Here is an 11817-nt window from a genome sequence, read left to right on the forward strand (position 1 = left end):
GAATTATTACACTAAGTATAGTGAAAATCAAAAAAAGACACCTTTTTTAGAGATAAAAAAATAAAAAAATGTCCAGATTAAGAACTGAACATTATTGTTATGATTATAATGGCAGCCGAAATGCCTACAAGGTCTGCTAACAGTCCTACTTTTAAGGCATCTCCCATTTTTTTTATTCCAACTGCACCAAAATAGACAGTCAATACGTAAAAGGTCGTATCAGTACTTCCTTGAATTGTTGATGCAAGCCTTCCAATAAACGAATCAGGACCGTGCTGTGAGATTAAGTCACTCATTAATCCGAGCGCCGCATTCCCCGATATAGGTCTAATTAATGCAAGTGGTACTACTTCTGCAGGTACTCCTAATATATTTATTACTGGTCTTAACAGCTGAATAAAGAAATCGAGTGCTCCAGACGTTCTAAAAACTGTAATAGCGACAAGCATTCCGACCAAAAAAGGAATAATAGAAACGGCAATTTTGATACCTTCTTTTCCACCTTCGACAAAGTGTTCATAAGTAGGTACTTTTTTTAATGTACTATATATCAAAATCAAACCAATGATTACTGGTATAATCCATAATGATATGAGAGATATCATTTGCACGCTTACTTCACGCCCTTTCTACTTCGGCGCAAATAAAAGAATCGATCAATTACAATTGCTGCAATGGTAGCGACTGTCGTAGCCAATAAGGTCGGTCCGACGATTTCTGTCGGAGAAGCAGATTGGTAATTCATTCGAATAGCAATCACGGTTGTTGGAATAAGGGTTAATCCAGAAGTATTTAATGCAAGAAAGGTGATCATTGACCTAGAGGCAACATTTTTCCCTCCATTCAGTTCTTTTAGTTGTTCCATTGCTTTTATTCCTAATGGAGTTGCAGCATTGCCTAGCCCAAACATATTGGCAATAATGTTAGATAAAATATATCCTACTGCTGGGTGATCTGCAGGGACTTCGGGAAATAGTTTTAATATGATGGGTTTGAAGAGATTTGAAAGCTTGCCTAATAGTCCAGATTCTTGGGCAATTCGCATCATTCCTAGCCAAAAAACAAGAATGCTTATTAATCCAATACATAGTGTTACCGCTTCATTCGCAGATTGAAATATAGCCTCATTTACATCTTTCATTTTTCCATTTAGGCTTGCAAATACTAAGCCAATTAATGTCATACCGACCCATATATAATTAATCATAATAAATCACACCCATCTGGCTAAATAAAAGATTTTTTAATTTCTCCCACCAGCTTTCTTCATTATCTTTGTGAATTTGCCTTATATAAATAGGGACTTTTTCTAAAGGCTTCTCTTGTAAATGAAATATCGCTGTTCCTACTATTCCTTTATTTGTTTTAGCCAAAATCTTAGGGTTTAGAAGTTGATACTCTAATCGAATATCACTAGTTTCATTATTTGATATTGGGTATTTAATAGAATTTTTCACATATAATTCCTTATTCTTTGTCCCTTTGGCATCAATGGAAAGAATCCCTTTTGGAACAATCGTTTTCACTGGGTATTCTTTAAAACCTCGCTCATACATAGTAATGTGGTCGTTCCAGTCATCCGATGCTTTCAATGTCACCGCAATTAGCTCAGTCCCGTTTTTTTCTGCAGTGGTAACAAGCGTCCTACCTGCTTTTTTTGTAAAGCCTGTTTTCCCTCCTGTACAATATTTATACTTTTCGGTTAGCAGACGATTTTTATTAATCCAGCTTTGCGGTCCATTTTCCCTTTTAAATTTATATACCTTCGTTCCCGATATTTTTTGATATAGTTTATTATTCATCGCATACCTTGTTAACAATGCCATATCATAGGCAGTTGAATAATGATTTTCCTTGTTATCCAACCCATGAGGATTTGCAAATTTTGTATTCGTCATTCCCAATTCCTCTGCTTTCCGGTTCATTAAAAAAACAAATCCTTCGATACTCCCACCCACATATTCGGCGATTGCATTAGCAGCGTCATTTCCAGACCTAAGCATTAATCCATAAATAAGATCTTCTAGCCTAATCTTTTCTCCAATTTGAAGATAGATGGACGATCCTTCGGCATAGACAGCCTCTTTTTTTATAGTGACAATATCATTCATCTCTCCTGATTCAATTGCAAGAATGGCAGTCATTATTTTAGTAATGGATGCAATGTTGTGTATCTCATTGGCGTTTTTTTCAAAAAGCACTCTCCCGGAATCTTTTTCCATTAAGATTGCACCTGAGGCACTCACAGGTATAGTGCCAACTGCACTTATTTCACTAGGAAAGTAAATCAATTGCATCAGTAGTAAACTCGTAAAAAAGATGCCCATTACTCTTCGTGCTTTCATTCGTTCGCTCCCCACAAATATGCCATTGTTTTATTTGTACAAGTCTATGCTGTTTGACCGATGATATGACTAGAAAAGCATAAGCACCTTGCTTATCGGTACAGGCCCAGGCAGGAGTCTCGCCCCTTCCGCTCCAATCCACAGTGTTTACACAGCAAATACAAAAAGGAATAATAGTAACATTCTTAAAGGGTAGGTACTTTATTCAAAATCAACAATCAATGATTTTCAGTCAATACAGCTACAGTAAATCTAAAAAGAATATTGAAGCTGATTGACATAAAATAAGGTGAATTGTAATTCTCAATTAACAAAAAAACGACTCATAAATTCACCTTCTGAATTCATGAGTCGTTTTTTACTAGTACTTAATTCATCTGAAAATATGTTTCCGACAGTTTTTACTTTTACTCTATTTGGTCTTTAAATGTGGAGAAAAATAATTCAGCGTCCTCCTGAAGTTCATCTTCATCCGTTTGTTTCGGAAGTTCAGGAAGTTCCTTTAAATGATTGAGTCCAAAATAATCAAGAAATTCCCTCGTCGTTCCGTATAATTTCGCCCTTCCACTTCCCTCGGCTCTTCCAACTTCCATAATTAAGCCTTTGGCAATTAATGTTTGCAATGGACGTTCCGTCTTAACTCCTCTTATATCCTCTATTTCCATTCTCGTTATCGGTTGTTTATATGCGACAATAGCGAGAGTTTCAAGACCTGCTTGGGAAAGTGTTGATGTCCCAGGACTTTCCACAAGTCTGGTTAAATACTCAGCAAATTCCCTCTTTGTAGCAAGCTGGTAAGTTTCAGCTAGGGCCGTTACCGTAATACCACGCGCAGGATCCTGATTATAATACGTTTGAAGTTCATTTATTAATGATATTGCTTGTTCATCATTAATATCCATAGTGGAACAAATTTGTTTTATTGATAACCCTTCATCGCCTGCTGCGAATAAAAGGCATTCGAGAATACCTAGTAGTTTAGAATTCTCCAATAGCTCCATTCTCCTTTCTTGCTGTCAAGTAAATTTCGCCAAATATACCATCTTGTTCGACAATAATTTCATTACGCTTCATTAATTCCAGCATTGCAAGAAACGTAATGACAATATGTTGTCTATCATCATGCGGGAACATATGAAAAAAACTAATACGAGTACTCTGACTTCTAAGTTCATGTAAAATTTCTGTCATTCTATCATCTATCGAAATATCTTGATGTGTAATTTTCGTAGATAATGGTTTTTGGAGTTTTTTCCTCCTTAATAACTTATGATAAGCACCGAGCATATCGTAGATTGAGAATCCATATTCGATTAGCTCATGCTGGCTTTTATCTGCATATGCCGATAAATCGATTGGGGGCTTCGTATACATTTGACCTCTTTCAAATTCTTTTTGCTTTAACGTATCAGCTGCTTCTTTAAATCGTTTATATTCGATGAGTTGCTCTACTAACTCATCACGAGGATCTTCCTCTTCATAAAAATACTCATCATCCATCTCTTCTTCATATTTCGGTAACAGCATTTTGCTTTTTATAGCGAGCAGTGTGGCAGCCATTACTAAATACTCACTCGCAACATCAAGTTGCAGTTCAGTCATTGTATTTATATAGAACAAATATTGTTCCGATATTTCCGCCATTGGTATATCATATATATCAATTTCTAAACGATTGATTAAATGAAGCAGTAAGTCTAACGGTCCTTCAAAAGCATCTATTTTGACATGATATTCCATTTCATCACCAATTTCACACGAATATTAAGGCTCTTTTCTCAAACATTGTTGCTTATTAGCTGTAAAAGCGGCTTTTAATGCTTTTACAAAAACAATAACTTTACGAAAACATCCAATATTAATGAATATGCCTTATTATCATATAATACGACGCAAGGAAAATGAAGAAAAATTCGTTTTTAGCACATGATTCTCTTACAAATATCGTGATATAATAGAAGATATTCATTTAGGAAGGGAGTAGGATGATTGTCGTTTTCAGAAGCATATATAGCGTTTTTAATCCACTTTCATGCAGATCGGGATTATTTTGAATGCCATGAAGTTTTAGAGGAACATTGGAAAAAGAACGGTATGACCAGAGACTCAATCTGGGTGGGGTTCATTCAAGTAGCTGTCAGTTATTATCATTATCGGCGAGGAAATGTGAAAGGCTCGCTGAAAATGATGGATAAAGCGCTCCACCTTTTATCATATAAGAAAGATGAAGTACTAGCACTCGGTGTCGATTATGACCTTTTAATAAGAAGACTAAATAAAAGTAGGGCAAAGATGATTGATCACAAACCGTATGAGGCGATTAACATTCCAATTGAAAATCAACTGTTACTAGCTATTTGTAAAAATCATTACGCAGCCAAAGGGTATGAATGGGGAAATCTTTTTGACGAAGCTCCTGAATACATCGTACACAAACATACATTACGTGATCGTTCAAAGGTGGTCCCAAATCGGAAGTATGTTCTTGTATAACAAACCAGACAATTTATCACGGTTTCAGATAGTTGAAAAACTCTATCTTTCTTCGTTGCTCGTCTACTTGTGTTGATCATTGCCCACTTAGCAAAAACCTTTTTTACAGAAGGCACCGTGAATCGAAAGACCAATTAGTATAAAAGTACTTGAGAAATAGTTTTCTACAAACTAAAACCGGGCAACTTAGCCCGGTTTTTCATTGTCTAATATTCCATATCACATTTATCAAAAAAAGCTGCTGTATGCTCCGTAGGAACAACATCCTTATCTTGGTAAATCCGCATTACAGATTTAAGCATATTTTTACCAATTCCCTCATATCGATGCGAAGGATTGACGGATATATGCTGGACTTCAGCCTTTTCGTCAGAAAGAAGTACTCCAATTAAACCTGTAATATCTTCTTCCTTCCATAAAAAAAGCTGCCAATTATCTTCAGATTCATAATTTTTCATCGTCTGTTGAAGCTTCTTTAAATCTTTCTCATTCGGCATAAATGAGAGAAGACCCATGGCGATCTTTTCATAGGCTTTCTTATATCGAATTAACATTTCAGACCCCTCGTTTAACTTTATTACAGCTAAAAGCTGTTAACGGATCAAGAAGAGGTGTTTAACGATTTGGCACAATAAAAAGCCAATAACTAACTCCCCACAAAATGGCTATGATGAAGATCAAGACGAATACGATACTATTCTTGTTACGCAAAGAACTTACTCCCTTACACCATCTTAAGCACACGTACAAAAGGTGTGACCATAAAATTAATTGTACAGTCTATTTCATTTATCTGCAACTTAATAGAGCCGTAAACGTCCTATTTTCAATTAAATCTTTGTTTTTTCTTTAAAAGGAAGATCTAACCTTAATAAATCTTCATATGATTCACGTTTAACCACGAGTTGATCATATCCATTTTCCACAAATACAACTGGCGGTCTAGGAATACGATTATAATTATTTGCCATTGAATATCCATAAGCACCCGTACAAAATACCGCTAGTATATCATTTGTTCCTACATCAGGTAGTGGCAAGTCCCAAATTAGCATATCACCAGATTCACAGCATTTTCCAGCGATGGATACTTTTTCTTTAGGTTGTTCATTTGCTCTATTCGCTAGTACTGCTTCATATTTCGCATCATATAGTGCTGGCCTAATATTATCAGTCATTCCGCCATCTACAGCAATATATTTCCTAATGTTTGGAACATCTTTACTTGATCCAATGGAATATAACGTTGTGCCCGCATCTCCTACAAGCGATCTACCAGGTTCAATCCAAATTTCTGGCATTGGGAGCGATAGGCGCTCAGTTTCTTTTTTAACCTCATTTATCATTTCTTCAACGTATAAAGAAGGTTCCAATGGTTGATCTTCATCCGTATAGCGAATCCCGAATCCTCCACCAAGATTTAATACACTTGGTGTAAAATTATATTTTTCTTGCCATGTCGACATTTTCTCAAGGATTTTTTGCGCTGCCAAAATAAAACCAGTTGTTTCAAAAATTTGGGAGCCAATATGGCAATGCAACCCTAATACATTCAAATATTTGCTTTCCATTGCAATAAGTAAAGCTGTTTCTGCTTGACCATTTTGCAAATCAAATCCAAACTTGGAATCCTCTTGGCCAGTTAATATATAATCATGTGTATGAGCTTCTATTCCTGGTGTAACCCGTAATAAAATATTTACATTTTGATTTTTTTCAGAACATAGATGATGAAGTGTATGAAGTTCGTGAAAATTATCGACTACGATACAACCAATATGGTAATCCAATGCCATCTTAAGTTCTTCATCACTTTTATTATTTCCATGAAAGTGAATTTTTTCTACCGGAAAGTCAGCCTTAATGGCCGTATATAGCTCTCCTCCAGATACTACATCAAGAGAAAGACCTTCCTCCTTAATGAGCTGGAGTATCGCAATTGTGGAAAACGCCTTACTTGCATATGCTACCTGTGCTGTAACACCTAATTTATCAAATGTATTTTTAAAAGCTCTTGCACGCTTTCGAATTAACTCAACATCATATACATATAGTGGAGTACCATATTTTGTGGCTAGCTCCACCGTATCTTTTCCCCCTATTTCCAAGTGACCATTTTCATCGATTTTAGCCGTTCCAAATAAATGCATGTTTCTCCCTCCACTAACTGACAAGCCGCTATGACTCAACTTTTTTCTGTTCTCGTACCGGAATATATCTAAAATCTCTTCCTAATAAGTAGCATAAACTTTACCATACAATAATTAATTCTGCAATGGACCCTTTTCTATTTAGGCGGCTGGCGAAAACGGTCCCTAGGATGCACAATGCTTGGTCTTAATAACGCACCAGGAATAGTGCGCCTAATTAAAATATGAACAAAAGCTGCAGGATTAAAGGGTAAAAGTGGCCATAAATATGGAGCGTTTAAAGGCCTGAGTTGTGCTAAAAAAATGATATATACTGTAGCTCCGATCATAAATCCTGGCGCTTTAAATATGGCCACAAATATCAGCAGAGTCATTCTAATCATTTTATTTGCAACACTCAACTCATAACTTGGAGTTGAAAATGTACCAACTGCGGCTATGGCAACATATAAAATAACTTCTGATTGAAATAATCCTACATCAACTGCTATTTGACCAATAAGTACAGCAGCTATTAATCCCATTGCAGTTGCTAAAGGGGTTGGTGTATGTATGGCTGCTATCCTTAAAAACTCCACCCCTAGATCAGCGATCAGCAATTGGATGATTAAAGGTATATCGGATTGCTCATTAGGACCAATAAATGACAATCTATCTGGGAGCATTGATGGCTCAATTGCGAATAAAAACCATAATGGCAGTAGAAAAATGGATGCCCAAATCCCTAGAAATCTTGTCCAGCGAACGAAAGTCCCCACTGAAGGAGATTGACGATATTCCTCAACATGTTGAACGTGATGAAAAAAGGTAGCCGGTGTTATTATTACACTTGGAGACGTATCAATATAGATAAGTACATGACCTTCCAGCAAATGAATAGCTCCAACATCTGCTCGTTCTGTATACCTTACAAGTGGATACGGATTATAGCCTTGTTTCATTAAATATTCTTCAATTGTTTTATCTGCCATCGTGATGCCATCAATTTTAATATTGGATAGTTCTTTTTTTATCGTATCTATTAATTCAGGATTAGCAATCCCCTTTATATACCCAATTGCCACATCTGTTTTTGACCTTTCACCGATTTTTATCATTTCAAACCTTAAACGTTCATCACGAATCCGCCTGCGGGTTAAGGCAGTATTAACAATAATATTTTCCACATATCCATCCCTCGAACCACGAATAACCTTTTCAGTATCAGGCTCTTCTGGCTGCCTACCAGGGTACGAGCGAACGTCAATAATTAATGCTTCTTGTTCTCCTTCTACTACTAGCGCTATAAGACCTGATAGCACTTGATCGACCATCTCATCTTTGGTCTTTACTTTTTCAACAGACTCATGGACAATCCGATTTTCAATAAGCTCATAAATTTTTGCTGTCGGTTTTTCATGATCATTAAGATTGACTAATTCTTTTATAATATTTGTAATAAATAATGTTTCGACTAAGCCATTAACATAATAAATCTGGACTTGTTTCTTTAAAACAACGAATTTCCTAACTCCAATATCAAAGCTAGTCCCTAATCCAATCCTTTCTTTAAAATACCTTTCAAGGTCATCAAGATTTTTGTCGATTGCATCCTTTGATGTTCGATACCGAGTTGACATTCAATCTGCTCCTCTTTATAGATTCCTTTAAATATTATTAAAGTAAAGCCATTGGAATAATGAACCGATAATCTTACCGAGAACAATTGCCATCAACAACGTCAATAATTGTTTTTCAAGCCCAATCCGTTTGGATAAGATTGGAATAACATTAAGAACTTCTGTTAATGCTGCTGCAAGCATTCCTATAAACAGACCGCACATAAGACCGATTATCACTATTAGGAAAGAAAGATGAATATGTAAAGTATGATCTCGGAGATCCACCCAACCAGAACAAACAGCCCCGAGGATCACCGCCCACTCATACATTTGAATCATACTATTTGTTTTCGATAACTGTGTAAGACGAGGTATAATTCCAAGAACAGTTAAAAAAGCTACAAAACCACTGCCTACAGCTAAACCACCTGCCAAGCCAATCAATATGACGATTACGATTTCAATCAACATCCAAATGTTTAACACTTTCGTTGTTTTCTTTTATAGATACATAATGATCAATGTCCTGTTGATAATTAAACATTTCAATTTCAAGCGGACTTGGTTCTTCGTTGAATCTTTTTTTGAAAATATGATTAAAAAACAAAATCATTCCCATTCCAATACCAAATGAATATGGGATCTGAAGAAGTAATGGTTTTGCAACTTCTTTTCCTGTGATGATCCAATATAATTTTTGATGAACGATCTGCATACTCACTTCTTCATGAAAGTTTAGAATCGCTAAACCAGATCCGATGAAAAGCAATATCCATACAAAAAGAAATAATGGCCATGATGTTATTTTCTTATCCTTGATGATTTCAATGATAGTTTGAGTAGGACCGATCGTTTGAACTTCACTATTGGGAAATTGTACAGATATGATGTTAATAATTCGCATCACATCAAGGACAACGAGCTGATTATCAACTTTCTTAAGTTCGTATACAACAAGCTTGTGCAAATCTGGGAAATATTGATCCGGTGCTATAATTTGTGCAGTTTGTGAAAGGGTGATTTTTTGACACTCCTTTGTTTCAACACGACTACGCATACGAATATAAATGGTGCTTACCATCATTTTCACTTCCTGCATTTCTTGATTTTCAATAGGCTCTTTAAGATTCAGTTATTTTACATTGTAAGTCCGCCGATTAATGTGGCAATGATTTTGTGGTTTGGCTAACAACCGACCTTCATTAAGGGGAACTATTGAAAGTAAGTGGCGACCTTTGCTATATATTTTTCAGTAGCGAAGAGCGTAATCACACGATTGTCTACCTACTTAATGCTTTTTTGAACATGAGGGAGTCAATACCTTTACATCGCGATTTTCAACCATTGAAGACCAATCCTGCAAATGCGTCCCTATCCCTAATTAGCTATTCAGCTATTCAGCTTTATTAGTATGTGAAAACCTATATTGTTTCATGCAGGAAAACGGGTAAATCCGAAAGAACACATCGACGCCTTTCAGGCATCCATGTGTTCTTTCATTTGCTCTAATATTTTCTTTTCAAGACGTGAAACTTGAACTTGTGAAATTCCGAGGCGGTTAGCAACTTCCGATTGAGTTTGATCTTTATAATATCTAAGATAAACGATTAGTCTTTCTCGCTCATCCAGTCCACGAATCGCTTCTTCCAACGCGATTTTATCAAACCATTTATGATCGTTATGGTCTGCAATTTGATCAATAAGAGTAATGGGATCACCGTCATTTTCATAAACCGTTTCATGAATCGAAGTCGGAGAACGCCCAGCGTCTTGGGCCATAATGACTTCTTCACGAGAGACACCTAAATAATCAGCAATTTCCCCTACTGTAGGAACTTTTTCATTTCTTTTTGCTAGCTCATCTCTCGCTTTTCTTATCCGATTCGCCAATTCTTTTAATGATCTGCTTACCTTAACTGTCCCATCATCACGAATAAATCGTTGGATTTCTCCGATAATCATAGGTACAGCATAAGTTGAAAATTTAACATCGTACGAAAGATCAAATTTATCAACAGATTTTAATAAACCAATGCTGCCTATTTGAAATAGATCATCCGGTTCATAGCCTCTGTTCAAAAAGCGCTGGACGACAGACCAAACGAGACGGACGTTTTTTTCTACAAGGATGTCCCTTGCCTCTTGATCTCCTTCTTGGCTTCTTCTAATATACTCTTTGACTTCAGCATCCTTCAAAAAGCCTTTATTTGCCTCTTTCTTCAGTTCCACATCCATAGGCGCGGCTCCTTAATTGCATAACGCTTTGTTTTTGGTTACATTTTTGATTAAGCGAATGGTTGTGCCTGTACCTGGGTGTGATTCGATTTCTATTTGATCCATAAAATTTTCCATGATTGTAAAACCCATTCCTGATCTTTCTAATTCAGGCTTTGTCGTAAACAGCGGCTGCCTTGCTTCTTCTATGTCTTCAATCCCGACGCCATTATCTCGAATGACCAAATCAATCATATCGTCCTCAATTGCTACTGAAATGTATACAATTCCTGCCGGATTTTGTTCATATCCATGAATGATCGCATTTGTTACAGCTTCAGAAACGACGGTTTTAATTTCTGTCAACTCGTCCAAGGTTGGATCTAATTGAGCAATGAATGCAGCAACTGTAACTCTAGCAAATGATTCGTTTTGGCTTAATGCACTAAACTGAATTTGCATTTCATTTCTCATCTGTTAGGCTACCCCCAATCTTTCAAGTGCAAATTGTTCAGATGGTTCCAGTCTTATGATTTTAAATAAACCGGACATTTCAAACAATCTTTTCACTGGGGGTGTAATCGCACAAACTACCATTTCACCATTTCTTAATTTTATTTGTTTATACCTTCCTAACACGACTCCAAGACCAGAGCTATCCATAAACGTTAATTTTTCAAGATTCATGACGATATGGAGGATTTGGTGTTTTTCAATGGCATTGGTTACTTTATTTTTCAGCTCCTCAGCCGCATGATGGTCCAGTTCACCTGATAGTCTAATGCATAAAACTTCTTGTCTTACTTCTAAATCAATTGATAGACTCACTTATCTTTTGCCTCCTCGCTTAAGAGTATAGTGAGTCAATTCTACTTTTTATCTCTAGATTCCTTCTTCATGACAAAACTAGAAGAGATTCGCCAACATTTTTTCATTTCTGTCTAGTGCAAACAGCCATCGGCTAGCAAACGTCCTGTCCTTTCCATACCAACTTGTTCCTTGTCATGTTGCTTT

At 36.3% G+C, this 11817-nt stretch carries 14 protein-coding genes; 1 reads left to right on the top strand and 13 read right to left on the bottom strand.

Going from position 1 to position 11817, the window contains the following annotated elements:
• Positions 1-77 precede the first annotated feature (77 nt).
• From KHA93_RS07760 to KHA93_RS07780, 5 genes are all read right to left on the bottom strand, one after another.
• A complete protein-coding gene (locus tag KHA93_RS07760; protein WP_213110222.1) occupies positions 78-611 on the bottom strand; it encodes a spore maturation protein in 534 nt (177 codons plus the stop codon).
• Between the two features lie 2 nt (positions 612-613).
• Positions 614-1207 (bottom strand): nucleoside recognition domain-containing protein, encoded by a 594-nt coding sequence (locus KHA93_RS07765; RefSeq protein WP_213110223.1) that lies wholly within the window; start codon positions 1205-1207, stop codon positions 614-616.
• Positions 1200-2345 (bottom strand): D-alanyl-D-alanine carboxypeptidase family protein, encoded by a 1146-nt coding sequence (locus tag KHA93_RS07770; protein ID WP_213110224.1) that lies wholly within the window; start codon positions 2343-2345, stop codon positions 1200-1202. Before KHA93_RS07770 ends, KHA93_RS07765 begins: the two co-directional genes overlap by 8 nt.
• 407 nt (positions 2346-2752) lie before the next feature.
• Entirely contained in the window at positions 2753-3346 is a 594-nt protein-coding gene (scpB, locus tag KHA93_RS07775) for an SMC-Scp complex subunit ScpB (protein WP_213110225.1), read from the bottom strand.
• Positions 3324-4085, bottom strand: a complete 762-nt coding sequence (locus KHA93_RS07780) for a segregation/condensation protein A (protein WP_213110226.1) — start codon at positions 4083-4085, stop codon at positions 3324-3326. The genes scpB and KHA93_RS07780 overlap by 23 nt, the downstream gene beginning before the upstream one ends.
• A gap of 249 nt (positions 4086-4334) precedes the next feature.
• On the opposite strand from KHA93_RS07780, the gene KHA93_RS07785 reads away from it, so the two are divergent.
• On the top strand, positions 4335-4838 hold the full coding sequence (locus tag KHA93_RS07785; RefSeq protein ID WP_213110227.1) for a DUF309 domain-containing protein: 504 nt from the start codon (positions 4335-4337) through the stop codon (positions 4836-4838).
• A gap of 206 nt (positions 4839-5044) precedes the next feature.
• Here the strand turns inward: KHA93_RS07785 and KHA93_RS07790 are convergent, their stop codons facing one another.
• The 8 genes from KHA93_RS07790 to spoIIAA form a co-directional block, all read right to left on the bottom strand.
• Positions 5045-5392: a GNAT family N-acetyltransferase gene (locus tag KHA93_RS07790; protein ID WP_213110228.1), complete on the bottom strand. Its 348-nt coding sequence runs from the start codon at positions 5390-5392 to the stop codon at positions 5045-5047.
• Positions 5393-5668: 276 nt separating this feature from the next.
• Positions 5669-6988 carry a diaminopimelate decarboxylase gene (gene lysA, locus KHA93_RS07795; RefSeq protein WP_213110229.1) on the bottom strand — a complete coding sequence of 440 codons (1320 nt, stop codon included), beginning with the start codon at positions 6986-6988 and terminating at the stop codon, positions 5669-5671.
• A 137-nt stretch (positions 6989-7125) separates the two neighbouring features.
• Positions 7126-8607: a spore germination protein gene (locus KHA93_RS07800; RefSeq protein ID WP_213110230.1), complete on the bottom strand. Its 1482-nt coding sequence runs from the start codon at positions 8605-8607 to the stop codon at positions 7126-7128.
• Positions 8608-8634: 27 nt separating this feature from the next.
• Positions 8635-9060: a stage V sporulation protein AB gene (locus KHA93_RS07805; protein WP_213110231.1), complete on the bottom strand. Its 426-nt coding sequence runs from the start codon at positions 9058-9060 to the stop codon at positions 8635-8637.
• The gene (locus KHA93_RS07810; RefSeq protein ID WP_285891552.1) at positions 9050-9688 is read right to left on the bottom strand and encodes a stage V sporulation protein AA; all 639 of its coding nucleotides are present in this window, start codon (positions 9686-9688) and stop codon (positions 9050-9052) included. The genes KHA93_RS07805 and KHA93_RS07810 overlap by 11 nt, the downstream gene beginning before the upstream one ends.
• A gap of 377 nt (positions 9689-10065) precedes the next feature.
• Complete coding sequence (gene sigF, locus KHA93_RS07815; protein ID WP_213110232.1) at positions 10066-10824, bottom strand: RNA polymerase sporulation sigma factor SigF; 759 nt, start codon at positions 10822-10824, stop codon at positions 10066-10068.
• 12 nt (positions 10825-10836) lie between these two features.
• Positions 10837-11277 carry an anti-sigma F factor gene (spoIIAB, locus tag KHA93_RS07820; protein WP_213110233.1) on the bottom strand — a complete coding sequence of 147 codons (441 nt, stop codon included), beginning with the start codon at positions 11275-11277 and terminating at the stop codon, positions 10837-10839.
• A 3-nt stretch (positions 11278-11280) separates the two neighbouring features.
• Positions 11281-11631, bottom strand: coding sequence for an anti-sigma F factor antagonist (gene spoIIAA, locus KHA93_RS07825; RefSeq protein ID WP_213110234.1), 351 nt, complete (start codon positions 11629-11631; stop codon positions 11281-11283).
• Positions 11632-11817 lie beyond the last annotated feature (186 nt).

The organism is Lederbergia citrisecunda, from assembly GCF_018343695.1.
In the GTDB taxonomy this organism is placed as follows: domain Bacteria; phylum Bacillota; class Bacilli; order Bacillales; family Bacillaceae_C; genus Lederbergia; species Lederbergia citrisecunda.

What these genes read in the sequence shown, in the direction of transcription:
- KHA93_RS07765 (WP_213110223.1), bottom strand. Translation starts at nt 1,207, where the DNA reads ATGATTAATTATATATGGGTCGGTATGACATTAATTGGCTTAGTATTT.
- KHA93_RS07770 (WP_213110224.1), bottom strand. Translation starts at nt 2,345, where the DNA reads ATGAAAGCACGAAGAGTAATGGGCATCTTTTTTACGAGTTTACTACTG.
- scpB (WP_213110225.1), bottom strand. Translation starts at nt 3,346, where the DNA reads ATGGAGCTATTGGAGAATTCTAAACTACTAGGTATTCTCGAATGCCTT.
- KHA93_RS07780 (WP_213110226.1), bottom strand. Translation starts at nt 4,085, where the DNA reads ATGGAATATCATGTCAAAATAGATGCTTTTGAAGGACCGTTAGACTTA.
- KHA93_RS07790 (WP_213110228.1), bottom strand. Translation starts at nt 5,392, where the DNA reads ATGTTAATTCGATATAAGAAAGCCTATGAAAAGATCGCCATGGGTCTT.
- lysA (WP_213110229.1), bottom strand. Translation starts at nt 6,988, where the DNA reads ATGCATTTATTTGGAACGGCTAAAATCGATGAAAATGGTCACTTGGAA.
- KHA93_RS07800 (WP_213110230.1), bottom strand. Translation starts at nt 8,607, where the DNA reads ATGTCAACTCGGTATCGAACATCAAAGGATGCAATCGACAAAAATCTT.
- KHA93_RS07805 (WP_213110231.1), bottom strand. Translation starts at nt 9,060, where the DNA reads ATGTTGATTGAAATCGTAATCGTCATATTGATTGGCTTGGCAGGTGGT.
- KHA93_RS07810 (WP_285891552.1), bottom strand. Translation starts at nt 9,688, where the DNA reads ATGCAGGAAGTGAAAATGATGGTAAGCACCATTTATATTCGTATGCGT.
- sigF (WP_213110232.1), bottom strand. Translation starts at nt 10,824, where the DNA reads ATGGATGTGGAACTGAAGAAAGAGGCAAATAAAGGCTTTTTGAAGGAT.
- spoIIAB (WP_213110233.1), bottom strand. Translation starts at nt 11,277, where the DNA reads ATGAGAAATGAAATGCAAATTCAGTTTAGTGCATTAAGCCAAAACGAA.